Source organism: Bradyrhizobium sp. AUGA SZCCT0105 (assembly GCF_018129565.1).
In the GTDB taxonomy this organism is placed as follows: domain Bacteria; phylum Pseudomonadota; class Alphaproteobacteria; order Rhizobiales; family Xanthobacteraceae; genus Bradyrhizobium.
On record NZ_JAFCMK010000001.1, the window covers coordinates 1,064,918 to 1,083,308 of the forward strand.

Sequence of the window (18,391 nt, forward strand, 5' to 3'; positions counted from 1 at the left end):
TTCACTCTCCATCGATCCTGACATGCGGCTCGACGCGTGCCTCGATGTGAAACACGAAGCGAGCGCCGTCGGCATTGCGCGTTGTCGGGGCAAAGAAATGCACATCCCTGAAATGTCCGGAGCGCTCGAGCGGTGCGATCAGCGACGGTGCGTCGCCGGCGAGGCCGACGATGCGCAGCGTCGAGCCGTCCATATTCAGCTCCGTCAGATAGGACGTGTCGGGGAGGGCGCGCGACAGTGCTTCGACGACGACCACCGCGACCGGCGATGTCTCCTTCAGGGCGCGCGCGCGTTCAGCCGGCGCCAGCGAGGCGATCGCCTCTTTCGACGAATTGCCCTTGATCTGGCGCTGCAGCGTCGCAAGGCGCGATCCGATCTCGTCGCTCTCGCTGTCCGCGGATGCAGCGTTCATGAAGGCCCAGACGTTGACCACCAGCGTCAGACAGACCGCCGCGACCATCAGGCCGACGACGATTCGGCGCGTCCGCGAGAGATTGCTGTCGGTCGCCTCAGCGAGGCGGGACCACAGTGTGACCGTTCCGTCACCGCGGTCCTTGTCCGCGACGACCCGGTCGACCCGCAGCCCCAACGCGCCGAGCTGGCCGCACGCCTCGTCGAGTGTCGCGCGCGAGGTGGCGAGGATCTCGACATTGAGGATGTTTGCATCCGCGGTGGTTGCCACATTGAAGCCGTAGGCGGCCTGGCTCGCCCGCCACGGAAACAGCCGCTCGATCTGGTTGCGCACGATGCCGGCTAGCAGATCGCGTGCCTGCGCCGGAACATTCATCGCGCGCGAAACGATATCGGAGGCAGGAAGCTCGAGAATGACGAAGGATTTCTGTGCGGCGCGGATGATCTCATCCGGTAGCGCGTTTTCCGCAGCCCCCGCCGCGAAGGTCGATCTCGCCGATTTCGTCGCGTCTTCAACGACCCAGTCGCTGCCGACCCTCGTCACCTTCAACCAGTGCCTGGCGCGGCGCCGCTCCTGCCAGCCGAGCCACAGACGGGCGAGGATGTCGATCCAGCGCCGCATGATCAATTCGATGTTCATCAGCGCGCCTCCAGCGATGCGACGACGCCTGTCCTTGCGAACCGCGATATCGGTGTCCAGGCTAGGACCCGATACGGTTGCTTGTCGTCGGGGAGCAGCACGATGAACGCCCTGGCTGCGGCGCTGTATCCGCCGGTCGTGCCGGCGACGAGGTCCACCGCGACCACATGCGTCTGCGGAACCTTCAGGTATTTCTGCGCCGGTCCGAGCAGGAAGGAGAGCCGCTCGGGATCAACGAACGGCGAGCTCCGCATGTCGAGGAAGGCATCAAGATGCTCCGCATCGAACGACGGCAAGGCCCGCAGCACCGCGACCGGCGCGGTGAGCGGATTGACGCCGTCGCTGCCGAAGACGGTGATCAGGGGCGCCATCGCTGCCATCCATTGCGGCTGCATGCCGGGGATATCAGCGATCTGCCCAATATCGGTGAACGGCGCGGGCGCTGCCGCCGGCTGGTCAGGTGTACCGGGTGCCGGTGGCTTCGCCGCATCGCCCGGCCGCGGCTGCGCATCGTTCGATCGCGCTTGCCCTGCGATGTCGCGCAGCGCGACGATCCGTTGCGCGACGATGCCGGCATCGTCATCCTCGGCACCGACATAGCGGAGCAGTGAGGCGAGCAGTTCGACCGGTGCCTTTCCGATGTCGATCCGGCCGCCCTCATCGCTGATGGTAAGCTGAACGGATCCGGTCGCGAATGTCAGCGTAGCGGTGCGCTCGGCGGGCGGGGCGTCTCGCAGCGCCGCAACAATACCGGCGGCGGCCTCGAGACCCGCGGTCAGGAGTCCGTCGGCTTGCAAACGCTCCCGGTCGATCCGAGCGATGCCGGCGAGGCTGCGAAACGTCGTCGACGTTGCCATGGCGAGGGCGGCGCACAGCGCGATCGCCCATAGCACAGCGAGCAGGACCATGCCGCGTTGGGTGCGAAGGCTGCTCATCGGCGCGCTCCCGGCGGCGGGTCCTTGGCCGGCGTCTCTTTCGGCGACGCGGACTTGCCAGTGACGCAGTCGGCGCCGGCGCCGGGCTGGGCGCAGCCGATCGGCGCGTCGGCGCGCAGCGTGAACTGAACGCCGGGCAACAGATCGGCCCCGCTCGCGCGGTCTCGAACGGTCAGCCGCACCAAGCGCGGCAAGAGCGGCTGCCCGATCCATGTCGTGCTCCAGGACAAGGTGCCGTCCGGACCAGTGCTTCCGAATGCAAACGCAATGTCGATATGGCCTTCGATCACAACGACGGGGTCCTGCAGCGCGACGCTCGCAAACGGCGTGCGTTGTTCTTGCCATCGAGCACGGCGCCGGACCAGATGGTTGACGCCATCCGTCTCCTCGACCTGCAGGCTGACCACTTCCTCACCCCGGCCGCCGCCCGCATTGCTTCCGGTGACGAACGTCATCTGGTTCGCATCGCCGTTGAAAGCGGCCGTCGCGTCCGCGCCGTTACCCTGTTTCACTTGCCGGGCGGACCCGATGTCCGCCGCGAGGCGGTCGACCGCGAGCAGCAACTGATCCGTCTTTCCCACCAGGCCTGTCCTGCGATCGAAGTTCAGCGCAACGTTGTTGATCAGAGCAGCAGTTGCGGCGATTACCGCAGATCCGATCGCGAGCGCGGCCAGCACCTCGATCAGCGTGAAGCCGGATGCCGCACGGAGCCCGCTTCGAAGCGCTGCGCTCATTCGTCGGCTCCCAATCCGAGCCGCAGCGTATCCGCGCTGACCATCTGTCCGGGCGCCCACGACACCGTCGCAACGAGATGGTAGGCGATCCAGTTTGGGCGTTTGGCTCCGGGCTCCTCCTTCTTGTCCGGTGCGGCTGCGGCCGGCGCGTCCCGCCGCACGGCCATGGCATCGACGAACATGGGCTCCGATGTGACGGACCAGCGCAGACCGGCGGTCTCGCCGTCACGCGTTCCATTGACGAGGATCGAACGGTCGACCGGCGAATCCAGGATCGTGCGCAACATGACCTGTGCCGCAATACGGCCGTCGATCCGGTCCGCGATCCGGCGCGCGTAAAACAGATGCGGACCGAGCACCGACACGAACGCCAGCAGCAGCGCCAATGCCACCAGCGCCTCGATCAAGGTGAACCCCGCATTCGCCGAACGCGGTTCAGGGCAGATCGACCGCAACGCGGCCATCATACCAGTTGACGTCCACCTCATAGCGCACATTCTCCCACGAGAATTTCAGCACCGATCCGGTCGAAGCGCCGTCCGGCTCGAACCGCACCACCGCCTGTCGTCCCGACCAGAGCTCGTTCACGCCGATCACATCGACCCGGACGTCGCGAGGGATCGCAATCGTGCCGGCCTGCCCGACGATCGTCCGCGCATTTCCGTCGAGCGACACGCGGCGGCTTTGCCCGGTGAGAATTGCCGCAAGCCGCTCGCGTCGCAGCAGCGCGGCGGTCTGCAGCGTCAAGGCCTTCAGGCTGGCGCGCCCGGTGCCCGGAACCATCGTCACCACCAGCGATGCCAACATCGCGATGATCAGCATCACCGCCATCATCTCGATCAGGGTGGAGCCCGCCGTCGAACCGGTGATCGTCGCGCGCGTCATCAGCCATTCCTACATCGCAAGCTCGGTGATGCTGAGCAGTGCACTCATGATCGATACCACCAGCGTTCCGATACCGATGCTGACTGCGATGATGGTGATCGGTCCGATCGCACCCATCAGCCGGTCGAGGCCGATGGCGAGCCGCTGCTCATAAAGGTCGGCGGCGTGCTGCGCGATGGCCGACAGGTCTCCGGTCTCGTCACCGACCCGGAGCATGCGGACCGCAAGCGGCGGCACCAGGTCGCTCTCGGCCAGCGCCTCGATGAAGCGGCGGCCGTTGCGCACCTGCTCGTGCACCTTATCGACGGCCGCCGCGTAGCGGGGCTCGGTCATGATATCGCGCAGGATCTTCAGCGCGGTCGGCAAGGCGACCCCGTTCTCGACCAGCAGCCCGAGCGTCCCGATGAAGCGGGCGGTGCGACGATCATGCATCGGGCCGGAGATGCCGGGAATGGTCGCGAGCAAAGACATCAGCGATGCGCGCGCGGCCGGCTGACGCAGGATCAGCCAACCCAGCACCAGCACCGCGCCGCAGCCGCCAAGGAACGTGTCGAGATGGGCGCGCAGCCAGGTGGACATCGTGAGCGCAAAGGCCGCGCCGGAATTGAGACGTCCGCGCAGCTCGCTGAATACCGACTCGAATTGCGGCACGACATAGAGCAGGAAGAAAAACAGGATGACGAGCGCCGACCCGACCAGGAACATCGGATAGCGGACCGCCGACGTGATCCGTTGCGACAACTGCTCGCGCCGGGTCCGGTCCTCGACGATCGCCCGCAGCACCACTTCCAGCTTGCCGGACGCTTCGCCGGCGCGCACCATCGCGATGTAGATTGGCTCGATGATCTGGTTGTGGCGCTCGAGTGCCTCGGCGAAGCCGTCGCCGCCGGAGACCGCGGAGCGCAGCCCGCCGGCAAAGCGGGCCACCGCCTTGTTGGTGTCTTCCTCCAGCGTCTGGAGCGCAGCTTCCAGCGTCAGTCCGGAGCGAAGCAGCAGCGCCAGCAGGCGCAGGAACGTGGTCAGCTCGCGTTGCCGGGGCAGGCTCCCGCCCGAAACGCTGGCGCGCAGCGCGCTGCGGCCTGCGATCTCGGCCTCGACCGGCAGGTGGCCGAGATACTCGATGCGCCGCAGCACCTCCTCGCGCGAGGGCGCGTCGACGTCGCCGAGAATGATCTCGCCGGCCTTGGTCAATGCGCGGTAGCGGTAGTGCGGCATGACCGTCCTACAGGCTCATGGTCAGGCGGAAGATCTCGTCGAGCGTGGTCTGTCCGGCGCGCAATTTTGCGACACCATCCTCCGTCATCGAAATCATGCCGGCGCGCCGGGCCTCGGCTTCGAGCTCGGAGGCATCGGTCTTCGGGCCGATCGACCGTCGCAGCGTCGCGCCGATCTCCATGATCTCGAACACGCCCTTGCGTCCGCGGAAGCCTGTGTTGCTGCACCAATCGCAGCCCTTGGGCCGGCAGACCACCTCGCCAGCCTCGATGCCAAGCGCCGCATAGCGTTCATCCGCCGCGATATCCGCTGCCGACAGGGTGTAATGTTGCTTGCAGTGGTCGCACAGGATCCGGACCAGCCGCTGCGCCACGATCACCCGCGCGCACGATGCCAGCAGGAAGCTCTCGATTCCCATGTCGATCAGGCGCGTCACGGCGCCCGCGGCGGTGTTGGTGTGCAGCGTCGTCAGCACCAGATGGCCGGTCAGCGCAGCGTGGACGCCGATATGGGCGGTCTCGGCATCGCGCATCTCGCCAACCATGATGACGTCGGGGTCGAGCCGCATGAAGGAGCGCAGCGCGGATGCGAAGGTGAGCCCGATGCCTGGATGCACCTGGGTCTGGGTGATACCCGGGATCTGATACTCGACGGGGTCCTCGATGGTCAGGATCTTGCGGGTGGGTTCATTGATCGCGGCAAGCGATGCCGCGAGCGTCGTCGTCTTGCCGGACCCGGTCGGGCCGGTGACGATGACCATTCCGTATGGTGCAAGCAACGCCTTGCGCAGAACCGCCTCGTGATGCGCGTTGAGCCCGATCTGGTCGAGCGAGACCAGGCCGGCTCCCTTGCGCAACAGCCGAATGACGGCGCATTCGCCGTGCATCGTCGGCATGGTGGCGACCCGCAGGTCGATCTCGTTGCCGCCGACCAGGATGTGGGCGCGCCCGTCCTGCGACAGCCGGCGCTCGGTGATGTTAAGGCCGGCCATGATCTTGAGGCGTGACAGGATGCCCTTGGCCATCGCCATCGGCGGTGCCGGCACGTTCTTCAGCATGCCGTCGACGCGCAGGCGAACCTGCAGTGTATTGCCGGTCGGCTCGATGTGCAGATCGGTCGCCCGCTGCTCGACGGCCAGGCGGAGCAGGTCGTCAAGCGCTCGCACCACCGGCGCACCGCGCGCGAGGTCGCGCAGATTGTCGAGATCGTCCTCGCCACCGGCCGTCCCGGGCTGCGGGGCGTCGCTTGTTTGATCGGGTTCGAGCCGTAGCGACAATGCGGCTTCCAGATCGTCGGCGGTCGCTGCCGCAAGCGCGACCGGCCGGCGCAGCATGAGTTCGACCGCGCGCAACGTTTCATCGTCAATCGGGGAGGCCAGTGCGAGACGTAACGTCCCGGCCGCGCCCTCGTAGGGAAAGAGGCGCTCCTCCTTGAGGAAGCGGGTCGACATCTCGCCGCCGGCAAAGCGCCCGTCGACCAGATCGTCGCGACGAACCCGGTCGCATCGGTAAAAGCTGGCCAGCTCGTCGGCCAGCGCCGAGGGTGTCAGCTTGGAGATGGCGCTCCAGTCGACATGGCCGGCTGATCCGTCGGCGTGACGCGGGCGAGCAGCCCCTTCATCCTTCTGGCTGTCGCGCAATGCGCCCTTGCCGGCGAGATACGTCATGAAGTCGACCGGCGGTGCGGCCGGTGTCGCAGGCGCATCGCTCTCATGCGCTAGCATCGCGCAACTCCGATTGAACCGGCCTGCACAGCTGGTCGACTATGCCGTGCGGCTGCTGGCCGCGTGATCGTCGCGCAGAGCGTTGCCGAACGTGGTGAAGACATTGCACCTCAAGCGCCGGGCGCGATGTGGCCACCTCGGCACGACGGACGATATGGATTTGTCTTGCCATTGCGCATCACCTGCTGCCGCCCAAGGGCAATCGCCGGTCGAGCACCGTATCGCCATCGCCGGCTGGATGCAGCGCCGCGCGCTCCCGCTCGGTGAATGGAAATCGGCGCCGAAACGCAGCCCGCGGCATATGCGCGTTCCGATCGATGCACACCGCGCAATGCACCAGCGCCTGCTTGATCTCGACCTGGACCGTGCGCACGCTGATGCCGAACCGTTTTGCCACTTGTTGCAACGGTACTTCTTCAACACATATCGCCATGAAGATCTCCCGGCGACGGGTCGGTAGCTCCTGGATGGCGCGGCGCAGCGCTCCGATCTCGGATCGCGCCTCGATGATGCGGTCCGGGCCGGGAGTATCGTCCGGTAGATCGAATAGCGCATCCGCTTGCGGCACTGTGCGACGGCGCCGTTCGGCAACGCGCCGATTGCTGATGGCGCTCATCGCCACGCGGAACAGATATGCAGGCAAATCGCGAACGGGTCCGATGCCGTCTGCCTTGCTCAAGCGCAGAAACGTATCCTGCAAGGCCTCGTCGGCGAGATCGGCCGACCCGGTCCGGCGCGTCAAACGTTGTTTGAGATCGTCGTAGCTTGTGACGAGGAGCGCGAGCAACGCCGTTCGATTGGTGTCGCTCATTGCAGGGGCCCCATCCCCAACCGCGGCAATCGTCACATTTCAAGTCGGTCGCGACACTTCTATCTGTGGTTGGTGACATGGAAATGAAACCACAACGAGTGCTCACGTCGCGACATGCCGCGTCACAGTCGATGATGCAGAATTGATTTTTGTCCGGTGTGATTGCGCATTCCCCAAGTCTATCGCGGACATCGGCTGCGACGCGGGCAACAACGCGATCACCGGCAACGCAACGCATGTCACGATAGTCCGTTGATGACTGTGTTCCGCTGCGCTGTAAGCGTCCGTTGAAGTCCGTGTAGCGCGGCCGTACTTGCGGCATCGATCGCCAGCGCTTCATGGAAACTTGCCGATGCTTCATCGGGTCGTTCGAGCATGAGATAGACGTCGGCAAGTGCACAATGGGCGGTTACGCGGCGCGGATCGAGTGCAACTGCGTGTTTCAGGCTGATTTCGGCGCCCTGCGAATTGCCGCGTGCGGCGCATGCGCGCCCAAGCGCTTCGTAGAATTCCGAAGATTGCTGCTGATTGATCTTCGTCGCTGCCAGGAAATGCGGCATGGCGTTATCGAGATCGCCAAGTTCGCACAATGCCAGTGCATATTGCGCATGCAGTGCGTCACTGGCGGGGGCGAGTTCCAGCGCCTTGCGGTAGTGCTGATGAAGTTGGCGCTTCACCATATCGGCGTGCATGCCGCTCGGCTGCTCATCACGGCCAAGCTTCCGCAGCGCATTTGCGTATGCCGCGTGAGCGTCGACGCTCGTTGGCGCAAGCTCGACCGCCTTGCGGTACTGAGCAACCGCCTGTTCCGTCCTATGCGTCGCGATCAGCACGTCAGCGAGCGCGATGCGCGCCGGCGGCAGATTGGGCGCCGCCGCCACCGCGGTCTGCAACAGCGTGTACGCGCGCTCATGATGGCCGAAGCCGAGCTCGATCGCGCCGAGATTGCACAGTGTGTTGATGTGTCCGTGGTCGAGGGAAAGGACATGCTCGAATAGTTTCGCTGCGCGATCCGGTTTGCCTGCACGATGCTGGCGGCACGCCTCGACGAACAGGGCATCGCATACCAGCGCGTCGCCCTCGTCATGGGGCACCGTCATCTTGAGCGCGGAGTTCGTGATCGGGTCCGCGATCGGTTCCGCCGGCAACGCAGACCCGGCCCCGGCGAGGGACCTGAGTTCGCAGTTCAACCGTCCGATCACTTCAGCCCAATCGCCCGGTCTTGCTTGCCGGAATAGCCGGGCTTGTGGATACCACGGGGTATCGTTGCGATCGCGGAGCCAACGCCAATCGCTGCCATTGGCGAGCAGGATCCAGACCGGCTTGCCCATCGCGCCGGCCAGATGCGCGATGGCACTGTCGATCGAGACGACGAGGTCGAGATTGCCGATGATCGCGGCGGCATCGGCGAAGGATGCCGCATCGATCTGCGCACCGGTATCGAGGATGCGATCGTCGAAGTCGGCGAGCTGCTCGCGCCCGCGTCCGATCTGCAGGCTGACAAATCGTGCGCCCGGACAGTCGAGCAGGGGGCGTAGCAGATCGAGCCGGATCGAGCGGCGCTGATCATTGAGATGGCCGGGATTGCCTTGCCACACCAGGCCAACGGACATGCCGGGGCCGGAGTTGCCGCCGAGGCGCTCGCGCCATCGCGTGACCAGATCCGGATCGGGGATGACATAGGGAGCTGCCGCCGGAACCGTGTCGATCTGGGTATCGAAGATCAGCGGCAAGGACAGCAGCGGCAGGTGGACGTCGAATGCCGGCGCTGCGGTCGCGTCGCTGACGACAGCATCGACGCCTGCGACGGTTTGCATCAGGGACAGCAAGACTGGCGGCGTTCGCAGGATCACGCGGCCGCCCCGCGCTTTCACCATCGGTGCGTAGCGCACGAATTGAAGGGTGTCGCCAAAGCCTTGCTCGGATTGCAGCAGGATGGTCCTGCCGGCAAGATCCTCACCCTGCCAGCGCGGCCGGTCGGTCGAGATCAGATGCCTGTTGACACGCGGATCCGACAGCCGCCCCTCATATTCCGCCCAGGCCGCCGACCAGTTGCCGACGCCGAACAGGCAGACGGCGAGCACGGTGCGCAGCTCTGTGCGGGTGGGATATCGTTCCAGCGCGTCGTGCAGCAACGCGATGCCCGCGTCGTGCCGGTTGGTGTCGCTGAGCAGCCATCCGAAATCGACGATCGCATCGATGTAATCGGGGGAACTCCTGATCAGGTCGCGGAATACGTCGTCGGCGAAATCGCTCAGCTCGAGCATCGCCAGTGCGCGGGCGAGGCCGAGCTGCGCCGCCGCATTGTCCGGCCGCAGCGTCAGCGCGGCGGTGTAGGCGGCCAGCGCCTGCGGGTACTGGCGGCTCTTCAGCAGCAGAACGCCGAGATTGCCATGCGCCTCGCCGTCGGCGGGATTGAGCCTGACCGCTTCCTCGATCAGCTCCAGCGCGCGCTCGTCCTCGTTCCGCTGCAGCGCGATCACGCCGCGGATATGCAGGACGTGCGACCGCACCTCGGGTTCCTGCTCCATCGTCTCGAGCAGCAGATCCGCGCTGTCCAGCTGGCCGTCACGAAACAGCACGATGGCGCGGTCCATGACAGTCTGGATGAATTCCGCGCGCCGCCCGGATGAAGCCTGATTGAGCATCGCCAGCCCTGCACGCATCGTCTGCGCTTCGCTGAACCCTGCTTTCGACATCGACGCACCCTTTGACTGTCGACCTGCGTGTCCTTCGCGATACTGCGGAGGACCGCACCCTTGTCCGCTTCGCCTGCGATCGCGGCTAGGCCACCGCGTTCGCGCGGGTCTCGCACCACTCCGCCCAGAGTTTCATCAGTTCGCGGGAGAGATTGTCGGCGAAACGCGGGGCGTCGCAGAGCGGTGAGGCGGCTACGCGGTCGCGCAGGGTGCGGCGCAACTCGGCGAGTTCATCGCGCCGGTGCGTCCAGCCAACTGCCATCGCCACGTAGTCGTCGATGCTGTGCGTGCAAAAGCTGCCCAGCCCCGCTGCGGTGAGGTGGGCCGCCGAGTGACGGCCGGCGAAGGTGTCGCCGACGAAAGTCACGGTCGGAACGCCCATCCACATCGCCTCGAGCGTCGTGACGCCGGCAGAATAAGGAAACGGATCGAGCGCGATATCGACCTCGCCATAGGCCACCAGCAGCTTGTCCTGCTCGGTTTCGCCGACCAGCTCGACCCGCTCGCGCGGAACGCCGCCCTGGCCGAGCACGTTGTAGACCGCGTCGCGCGTGCTGGTCTCGCCGAGGCCGCCGTAAACCATCAGGATGCGCGAGTCCGGCACTTGCGCGAGAATCCGCGCCCAAGCCTTGCCAAGCTCGCTGTTGAGCTTGGCCGGACGATTGAAGCAGCCGAACGTGAAGCGGCCACCGCTCAAGCTTGGCAGCGGCGGCACCTCGGGGGCCTTCGCCGGCGGATGATAGCAGACATAGCAGTCGGGCAGGCGGATCGGGCGCTCGACATAGCTCGCGTCATGCTCCGGCGGAATCTCGACCGGATCGGCGATCAGGCCGTCATAGGTATCGAGCCCGACCGTGCCGACATAGCCGGCCCAGCTGAGCTGGATCGGCGCCGCGCGCATTGCGAACAGCGAGAGGCGGTTGCCGGCGGTGTGGCCGGCGAGATCGAACAGGACGTCGACACGGTCCTCGGCAATCTGCCGTCCCAGCGCCGGGTCGTCCATCCCGGATACGTCGCGCCAGGAGAGCGAGATCTCCTTGTAGCGTTCGCTGAAGTCGTCGTCTTGCCGCTTGCTGTCGGTCTTGTAGCAGAAGATCTCGTAGCCGAGTGCGGCGAGCGCCTCGAAGGCGCGCAGGACGAGGAACGAGACCGCATGGCGATGCAGGTCCGCCGACACCAGGCCGAGCCGCGGCTTGCGCGCCGGATCCGGCGCGTTGGCGAATGCAAGACGACTGAACGGCGCGCTCGGCCGGTAGAGCACCGCCCATCGCCTGTGCTCGCGCAGCAGCTCCTCGCGGGTCACGCCTGGTTTGTGCTGAAGTGCGAACAGCAGGGTTCCGGCGATGCCGGCGCTACCGGGATCGAGCTCGCCTGCGCGCCGATAGGCTGCGACGGCCTCCTCGATGCGGCCCTGTCCGAGCAATCCGAAGCCGCGGCCGACATGATGCTCCGCCTGCAGGGGATCGATTGCGAGCGCGCGATCGACATAAGAGAGTCCGCGCTCGAACGCGCGATGATTGATCAGGAAGTGACCATAGAGATATTGCGGCAGCGCGACAGTCGGCGCGCTCTCGGCGGCGATCTCGAACAACCGCGCCGCCTGCTGGTCGCGCGCGGCGACACCGAAGTTCATGCCGAGTTCGATGATCGCCTTGTAATTGTCGCTGTCGATCGTTGAGGCGGCGCGGAGATCGTCGACCGCCTTGTCGAACTGTCCGTCCATCACATAGGCGAGGCCGCGGGTACGGTAGGCTTCGCCATATCCGGCATCGAGCTCGATCGCCTTGTCCAGCGCCGCGAGCGCCTCGCTGCGCCGGTTCTCGGTCAGAAGCGCGAGACCGAGACTGTATTGTGCGAGCGGCATGTTCGGCAGCAGACGCAGCCCATCCTGGAGATAGGGAATGCCGTCCCGGGTGCGTCCGGTGCGGGCAAGGCAGGTGCCGATTTCGGCAAGCGCCGGCGCATGCGTCGGTGTCACCCTGAGTTCCGCGGCGAATGCCTCGCGCGCGTCGTCGAAACGATCGAACCGGCACAGCGCAACGCCCTTGCAATAATTGAAGCCGGACTGGTCGGGCGCGAGCCGCGCGGCTTCGTTGAATGCGCGCAGTGCCTGGCGCCAGCGATCCTGCCGTGCGTGCGCCACGCCCTCTTGATGCAGAGCTTGCGCCCGCTTCAAGTTGGTTGCCGGATAATTTGTCAGCGGGCGCGCCAAAATTGCATGGCCGCCATGCCCCACACGAATCGCAAGACGTCCGCTCGAGTTGTCTTCCATGTGGGAGGCCTCGCTTGAATGAAAGCCCGCAGAGATTGCTCTATCGATAGTTTGCGATCATACGGCGAGCCATCGGACGAGGAGTCCATAGAGCATCCGATGTGGTATTGCCAAGATGTTTTTCGGATGCTCATCGAAAATAATCCCTGCGCGAAGCCGATCGTCGAATTGTCTATCAGACGTGAAGTCAATCATCGGCGACGGAGACATGACGTCGACGGCAGAGATACTTTCTTGATCGTAGATTTGTTCCAACAAATCTTGATTGAGTGGCAAAATAAACTTCTTCTTGTTTGAAGATTACTTTGCGCTCTGATGACGACGCGATGACGATGTGCCGGTGGTGATCAACCCCACAGGAACAGCGCAATGAAAATGCAATCGTCCAGATACATGCTCGGCACCGCCTCGGTGCTCGCCCTGCTCGCGTCCTCGACCATCACGCCCGCGAACGCGCAGGCCTCCACCGCCACGGCCGGTATCTACGCGGGCGGCAGCACGCTCGCCTCGGAAGCCTTCCGGCAGATCTTCGACTGTTACATGGGCGGCATCGTCGGCTCCGGCACCACTTATCCCGACGGCTTCGCGTTCGACTCCAGCTTCCCGGCCCGGGGCAAACTGCCGACCACCTGCACGCTGGTGAGCGTGCCGGTGCAAGGCATGTATGCCGGTGTCGGCAGCGGCAACGGCGTGCGCGGCTTCATCACCAACAATCCGCGGCAGTGGTACAACGGCACGGTCACGCCGAACGCGTCGGCCAACATTTCGATCGCCACGCCGCTGCCCGCGAACCAACCCGCGATGATCGACCTCGCCAATCCGGGAAGCCCGGCGACCAAGTTCGGCAGCTATCCCTATCCGCGCGTCGATATCGGCCTGTCGGACTCGCCGCTCGGCAGCACCCTGGCGGCGCTCACGACATCGTCGGTCAGCTTCAACCCGACGCAGGGCTGGACCACCACCGGCGGCGCGCTGACCCAGATCACGCTGAACAGCACCTCGACGGCGTCGGTCGCCTATCAGACGACCGTGTACGGCAATCCGATCCAGATCCCGGCTTTCGAAGTCAACGTCGCGATCGGCGTCAACACCAGCACGATGACGGTGAACTCGTCGGTCGCGGGCGCAGGCACCACGCCCGGCACCCAGGCCAACCAGGGCGCCGCCATCCAGCTCACCACGGGGCAACTGTGCGCGATCTTCACCGGTCTGGTCACCGACTGGAACGATGTCACCGCCAACAAGATCCCGTACCTGGACAAGACCGGGACGCAGCAGCTCGCGGCTTTCAATTACGCCAACGCCAACAGCGGGGGAACGCTGCAGGCCTATTCGAGCTCGTCGCTGCCGATCAAGATCGTGTACCGCGGCGATGGCAGCGGCACGAGCTTCATCCTGACCAACTATCTCAAGGCGGTCTGCCCGCTGCTCGATTCCACCGGTGCGTTCGGCTACACCTCGATCTTCAACACCACGACCCTGCCGAGCACGTCCTTCAGCAACCTGATCACCCGTATCAACGCCGTCCGCGGCGCGGGTGGCTGGAACAACACGACGGCGACAAACGCCTGGGTCCCCGCGACCGGCAGTGGTGGCGTGGCATCGGCGATCAGCACCGGCAGCGGCAATGCAGGCCGCATCGGATATGTCAGCGCCGACTTCACCCAGCCCTACACCACCCAGGTTGGGACCATCGCCGCGCCGCTCTCGGCAGCGCTGCAGAACGAGCAGCTCCGCAGCGCGGGGACCTACGTTCCGAACAACTCTGTGACCCCGCCGGCCACCCGTCCGGCGAACTTGACGTTCATCGCGCCGACGCCGGCTGGCGCCAACGCCGCATGGGGTGACACCAGGCTCAAGACGCCGTCCACGACCTGGACCTGGAACGACTACAACATCTATGCCAACGTGTTCGGCGCCGTCACCCAGTCCGGCGTGACCGTGACGGGCCTGCCGGTGCTGCCGCTCACGAACAGGCTGAACGCCTATCCGCTCAGCGGCACCACCTTCCTCGACCTGTATAGCTGCTACAATGTCCAGGCCGACTCCAACCGCGTCACCAACCTTGTCAACTTCCTGACGACGTACATTGCCGGCGCCGATTCCGGCGATGGCAACTTTGATCCGGATGTCTCGGCGGTGGTCCAGAACGCAGGCTTCCACCTGGTTCCGGTCAATTATGCCCAGAACATCAAGAAGCAGTACTGGGGCTCTTTGACGACCGCCATCTCCGCCGCGGCCGCCACCCAGGCGAACGGCTGCCTGAACGTTGCCAACGGCGCCAGCGGCGGCGCCAAGTAAAGCGACGCGGTTGCGGGTGGCGCAATTCCGGTTGCGCCACGCCAGGACAGTGTCAAGCACATGACGCGACCGGGCGCCTCTTCGAGGCGCCCGGAATTATTCGCTGGGCGCCGACAACAACCGTGACGGCTCTCGACCTTGAAGCTCACCGGACAAACAACGATGCCGAAGCAAAATGCGATCCTGACTTCGCGGCGTATCGGTCGGAACGCGACGCGGCAGAGCGAGCGCGGATTCACGCTTGTCGAGATGCTGGTTGTCATCGCCATTATCGGCTTGATCATGGGGCTGGTCGGCCCACGCGTGCTGAGTTACCTGAGTGAATCGAAGGTCAAGGCCGCCAAGATCCAGATGCGGAGCTTTGCGAGCGCACTCGACCTGTTCCAGCTCGATACCGGCCGTTACCCGTCGACTGCGGAGGGGCTCACGGCGCTGGTGCAGCGGACGTCAGGCGCTGCCAACTGGAACGGTCCCTACCTCAAGGGCGGAATGGTTCCAAATGACCCATGGAGCCATCCTTATATCTATCGGGCGCCCGGCGAACATGATGCTTACGATATCCTCTCTTATGGCTCCGATGGCCAGGAGGGAGGCAGCGGGACTGCCGGAGACATCTCGTTGGAGAAGCTGACCAGCGCCGCCAGCAACGAGCAATGACACCGCCTTACCTCTTCTGCCATGGCAACGCGTGCGCCCCGGGTTTGCCCGCGGCCTCGTGCGCGCGCTGATCGGCCCCTTGCGATCTCGTCGTTCCGTCTTCCGGTTGATGATCGAGCCCGGCAAGCCAGCGATCGTCAGGCGATGTTGGCGGCGGGGCGTGGCGTCCTGGCCGATCGGTCATGATGGCGCCCATGGCGCGCAGATCGTCGGGCGTCAGCCACGCGATCTCGTGGGCGTGCGTCGCCAGCATCTGTCCGATGATGCGCGGCGGCACGCCGAACCCGCTTGCGATGCGCGCCATGGCGATGGTCGCCTCTTCGGTTTGCGCGGTCTCATGGCCGAATTTATCGGACACGCCGTGGACGCCGATCGCGGCCTCATAGCTGGCGAATTTCTCGTTTCCCGCCGCGAATACGATGAAGCAGGCCGACGCGCAGCGCGATCCGGCCGCAACGATAGTCGGCAGCTTCGCCCTGCGGATCAGGCCGGCGAGCTTGACCGCCTCGGCGAGGCTGCCGCCCGGTGAATCGAGCCGTACGGCCGAGATCAGGCGGTTGCCGTCATTGGCCGCCTTGATCAGTGTTTCCGCAGCCTCCGTGTCGCCTTGGGCGACATCGCCGCTGAGCGCGATGATGGTGACGTCGCCTTTGAGAGCCACGCTGCTCAGCTCGGCGGCGGTCGCGGCCGTGCCGAAGATGGCCGCTCCCAGGACCCGCAGCATGGATGACACCATCGCCATCGGCGGCCTCGGTCTCATTTGCGCGCGACAGATGGCGGTGCCGCGCCCGGCGCATCGAAGGTCGAGGGTGCGCGCCGCATGCTGTCGAGACGCTCGCGGAATTCCTCGGCCACCACCTGGGCGTCGTGGCCGTTGCGCACCAGCTTCGTCGTGACGAACACGATGATCTCGGAGCGGAGCTTGGTGTCGCTCTTCTGGCTGAGCAGGTCGCCGAGATATTTGATCTGGTTGAGGCCGGGCAATCCGGCCACCGAACGCTCGTCGTCCTCCTTGATGAGACCGCCGAGCAGCACGGTCTGGCCGCTGCTGGTGCCGACCGTCGAATGGATCCGCCGCTGCGAGATGGTGGGCGTCAGGTTCTGGGCGCTCGCGCCGCCCGGATTGACGACATTGGAGACCTCCTGCTCGATCTCGAGCTCGATCGATCCGTTCGGATGCACGTGCGGCAGAACCTTCAGGATGATGCCGGTGTTCTGCCGGCTGATGCTACTCACCACATTGAGGCCGGTGACGGTGCTGCCGGTCGAAATCGGCACCTGGTCGCCGACCTCGAGGATCGCCGGCTCGTTGTCGGAGACCACGAGCGACGGAGCCGACAGCACCTTGACGGTGGTCAGGGTGGACAGCGCGTTGAGCACCAGCTTGGGGTTGGCCTCGGCACCGAGCAGCAGGTTGAATCCCGGCAGCACCCGTGCGAGCAGCGCGGTCTGGGCGGCGGATTGCGCGGCGCCGAACAGGCCGACCGAACCCTTGTCGGGGCCGGCGCCGGCGTTGGCGCTGGTCAGATAGGCCTGCACGCCATACTGCAGCTGGTCGGTGAGTGTAACCTCGGCGACCATGGCATCGACGGCGACTTGCAGCCGCGGCCGATCCAGCGACTCGATCGCCCGCTCGATCACGAGATAGTCCTCCTGGTTGGAATAGACCATGATCGCATTGGTCGATTTGTCGGCGGTGACCCGAACATTCTGAAATATGCCGCGCGGAAGCGAGCCCAGCCCGGTCCCGCCGCCGCCCGGTCCCGCAGTATCCTGGTCGTCGTCCTTGCGATCGGAGAATCCGACCTGGGCCGCGCCGTTGCGATTGGCGGTGCCGGAATTGTCGGTGCCGCCCTGGGTGGCCGTCGTCGGATTGTTGCTGCTGCTGAGCGTGCCGGCACCGAGCGAGTCGATCCGCGATGTCGTTCCGCTCTGACCGGGCGCGGTCGGACTGGTCTGGCCGTCACCGGCCGATTGCGAGCTGCGGCCGACGAACATCTCGTTGAGGATGCGGGCAATGCTGCGCGCGTTGCCGAAGCGCAGGCTGTAGACCCGCACCGTCGTGCCGGTGGGATCGGAGCGGTCCAGCCGCCGCACCCATTGGGTGGCGCGTTCCAGCACCTTGCTGTTCTTGCTCACTGCCAGCACCGCGTTCATGCGCGACACCGGCTGAAACTTGATCACGCCCTGTCCCTGTCCGCCGTCGGCGGTGTCGAAGACTTTCTCGAGCTCGCGGATCATGGTCTCGGGCGCGGTCGACTTCAGCGGATAGAGCCCGACCGATTGATTGCGCAGCCACTCCACATCGAGCGTGCCGATGACGCCGAGCGCCGCCTGGCGCTCGGAGGCGGTGCCCTGGATCAACAGCACGTTGCGGGCCTGATCGACGCGCACAGCGCCGGGTCGCGACAGGAAGCTTTCCGCGGTCTTGCCGATCGCGGCGGCAGAGACAAAGCGCAAGGGTACGATCGAGACGCCATAGCCGGGCTGTCCGGCCCCGACGACCGAGACGCCGGCGCCGGCTGCCTCCGGCAGCGGCACGATGCGGATCAGATTGTCCTCGCGCAGCAGCGCCGCGTTCGACATTCGCAGCACGCTCTCGAAGATCGGCAACACGTCCTTGCGCGGAATCCGCTGTGCGGAGGCCAGCGTGATCACGCCCTGCACGCGCGGGTCGACGACGTAGTTCATTCCGAGGCTGTCACCGACCACGGATTTCACCACCGTCGGAATATCGGCATTGTCAAAGTTCAGCTCGATGCCGCCGCCCTCGCTGACGACGTCGCTGTCGACGGCGTTCGCCAGGCGGGTCGTCGCCGTTGTGGCGGCGTCTCGTTGCGCGGGCGCCGGCGCGAGATCCTGATCGGCGCCGGGAAACACCATCGGCTGCGTGCGCGCGGATGCCGTTACGGCGGAGGAGGTCCCGCCGACCGGGCCGTTCCAGCGCGCGCGCAAGTCGGCATCGCGGATCGGGTCGGTCACCTGGTCGCGGCCAGGCAAGTCGATGCCCTTGTCCATCATGCAGCCGCCAAGCAGGCCGGCGAGCGCAAGCCAGGTGCCGGTCACGGCGCCAACCGACGCCATGCGCGGGAGGCAGGACGGTTGGAG

14 protein-coding genes and 1 pseudogene are annotated in these 18,391 nt (G+C 65.5%); 2 read left to right on the plus strand and 13 right to left on the minus strand.

Annotated features, from left to right (window positions below; translation table 11 throughout):
- Window position 1 precedes the first annotated feature (1 nt).
- The 11 genes and pseudogenes from JQ573_RS05065 to JQ573_RS05110 form a co-directional block, all read right to left on the minus strand.
- Complete coding sequence (locus JQ573_RS05065; protein ID WP_212311441.1) at window positions 2–1,051, minus strand: PilN domain-containing protein; 1,050 nt, start codon at window positions 1,049–1,051, stop codon at window positions 2–4.
- Window positions 1,051–1,986 carry a general secretion pathway protein GspK gene (locus JQ573_RS05070; RefSeq protein WP_212311440.1) on the minus strand — a complete coding sequence of 312 codons (936 nt, stop codon included), beginning with the start codon at window positions 1,984–1,986 and terminating at the stop codon, window positions 1,051–1,053. Before JQ573_RS05070 ends, JQ573_RS05065 begins: the two co-directional genes overlap by 1 nt.
- Entirely contained in the window at window positions 1,983–2,720 is a 738-nt protein-coding gene (locus tag JQ573_RS05075) for a type II secretion system protein J (protein WP_283815041.1), read from the minus strand. The genes JQ573_RS05070 and JQ573_RS05075 overlap by 4 nt, the downstream gene beginning before the upstream one ends.
- A complete protein-coding gene (locus JQ573_RS05080) occupies window positions 2,717–3,187 on the minus strand; it encodes a prepilin-type N-terminal cleavage/methylation domain-containing protein (RefSeq protein WP_212408684.1) in 471 nt (156 codons plus the stop codon). Before JQ573_RS05080 ends, JQ573_RS05075 begins: the two co-directional genes overlap by 4 nt.
- On the minus strand, window positions 3,156–3,605 hold the full coding sequence (locus JQ573_RS05085) for a prepilin-type N-terminal cleavage/methylation domain-containing protein (RefSeq protein WP_212311437.1): 450 nt from the start codon (window positions 3,603–3,605) through the stop codon (window positions 3,156–3,158). The genes JQ573_RS05080 and JQ573_RS05085 overlap by 32 nt, the downstream gene beginning before the upstream one ends.
- Before the next feature lie 9 nt (window positions 3,606–3,614).
- Complete coding sequence (locus JQ573_RS05090; RefSeq protein ID WP_212311436.1) at window positions 3,615–4,820, minus strand: type II secretion system F family protein; 1,206 nt, start codon at window positions 4,818–4,820, stop codon at window positions 3,615–3,617.
- Window positions 4,821–4,827: 7 nt separating this feature from the next.
- Window positions 4,828–6,543, minus strand: a complete 1,716-nt coding sequence (locus tag JQ573_RS05095) for a GspE/PulE family protein (protein WP_212311435.1) — start codon at window positions 6,541–6,543, stop codon at window positions 4,828–4,830.
- Between the two features lie 178 nt (window positions 6,544–6,721).
- The gene (locus JQ573_RS05100) at window positions 6,722–7,354 is read right to left on the minus strand and encodes an RNA polymerase sigma factor (RefSeq protein WP_212311434.1); all 633 of its coding nucleotides are present in this window, start codon (window positions 7,352–7,354) and stop codon (window positions 6,722–6,724) included.
- A gap of 239 nt (window positions 7,355–7,593) precedes the next feature.
- Window positions 7,594–9,489 (minus strand): lipopolysaccharide assembly protein LapB, encoded by a 1,896-nt coding sequence (locus JQ573_RS05105; protein ID WP_249131220.1) that lies wholly within the window; start codon window positions 9,487–9,489, stop codon window positions 7,594–7,596.
- Window positions 9,490–9,618: 129 nt separating this feature from the next.
- A pseudogene (locus tag JQ573_RS40885) lies at window positions 9,619–10,053 on the minus strand (tetratricopeptide repeat protein); the annotation flags it as partial.
- An 85-nt stretch (window positions 10,054–10,138) separates the two neighbouring features.
- Entirely contained in the window at window positions 10,139–12,196 is a 2,058-nt protein-coding gene (locus JQ573_RS05110; RefSeq protein WP_409334632.1) for a tetratricopeptide repeat protein, read from the minus strand.
- A 498-nt stretch (window positions 12,197–12,694) separates the two neighbouring features.
- Here JQ573_RS05110 and JQ573_RS05115 point away from each other — a divergent pair, with 498 nt between their 5' ends.
- Together JQ573_RS05115 and gspG are read left to right on the plus strand one after the other, a co-directional pair.
- Window positions 12,695–14,626 (plus strand): substrate-binding domain-containing protein, encoded by a 1,932-nt coding sequence (locus JQ573_RS05115; RefSeq protein ID WP_212311431.1) that lies wholly within the window; start codon window positions 12,695–12,697, stop codon window positions 14,624–14,626.
- Window positions 14,627–14,788: 162 nt separating this feature from the next.
- On the plus strand, window positions 14,789–15,283 hold the full coding sequence (gspG, locus tag JQ573_RS05120) for a type II secretion system major pseudopilin GspG (RefSeq protein ID WP_212311702.1): 495 nt from the start codon (window positions 14,789–14,791) through the stop codon (window positions 15,281–15,283).
- A gap of 7 nt (window positions 15,284–15,290) precedes the next feature.
- Here the strand turns inward: gspG and JQ573_RS05125 are convergent, their stop codons facing one another.
- The gene (locus JQ573_RS05125) at window positions 15,291–16,007 is read right to left on the minus strand and encodes a hypothetical protein (RefSeq protein ID WP_212311430.1); all 717 of its coding nucleotides are present in this window, start codon (window positions 16,005–16,007) and stop codon (window positions 15,291–15,293) included.
- 32 nt (window positions 16,008–16,039) lie between these two features.
- Window positions 16,040–18,349 carry a type II secretion system secretin GspD gene (gspD, locus tag JQ573_RS05130; protein WP_312011358.1) on the minus strand — a complete coding sequence of 770 codons (2,310 nt, stop codon included), beginning with the start codon at window positions 18,347–18,349 and terminating at the stop codon, window positions 16,040–16,042.
- Window positions 18,350–18,391 lie beyond the last annotated feature (42 nt).

Bases quoted from the DNA above. Each gene is read 5' to 3' on its own strand.
- JQ573_RS05125 (WP_212311430.1), bottom strand. From the start codon at position 16,007: ATGCTGCGGGTCCTGGGAGCGGCCATCTTCGGCACGGCCGCGACCGCC.
- JQ573_RS05080 (WP_212408684.1), bottom strand. From the start codon at position 3,187: ATGATGGCCGCGTTGCGGTCGATCTGCCCTGAACCGCGTTCGGCGAAT.
- JQ573_RS05085 (WP_212311437.1), bottom strand. From the start codon at position 3,605: ATGACGCGCGCGACGATCACCGGTTCGACGGCGGGCTCCACCCTGATC.
- JQ573_RS05100 (WP_212311434.1), bottom strand. From the start codon at position 7,354: ATGAGCGACACCAATCGAACGGCGTTGCTCGCGCTCCTCGTCACAAGC.
- gspG (WP_212311702.1), top strand. From the start codon at position 14,789: ATGCCGAAGCAAAATGCGATCCTGACTTCGCGGCGTATCGGTCGGAAC.
- JQ573_RS05070 (WP_212311440.1), bottom strand. From the start codon at position 1,986: ATGAGCAGCCTTCGCACCCAACGCGGCATGGTCCTGCTCGCTGTGCTA.
- JQ573_RS05090 (WP_212311436.1), bottom strand. From the start codon at position 4,820: ATGCCGCACTACCGCTACCGCGCATTGACCAAGGCCGGCGAGATCATT.
- JQ573_RS05075 (WP_283815041.1), bottom strand. From the start codon at position 2,720: ATGAGCGCAGCGCTTCGAAGCGGGCTCCGTGCGGCATCCGGCTTCACG.
- JQ573_RS05065 (WP_212311441.1), bottom strand. From the start codon at position 1,051: ATGAACATCGAATTGATCATGCGGCGCTGGATCGACATCCTCGCCCGT.
- JQ573_RS05095 (WP_212311435.1), bottom strand. From the start codon at position 6,543: ATGCTAGCGCATGAGAGCGATGCGCCTGCGACACCGGCCGCACCGCCG.
- JQ573_RS05115 (WP_212311431.1), top strand. From the start codon at position 12,695: ATGAAAATGCAATCGTCCAGATACATGCTCGGCACCGCCTCGGTGCTC.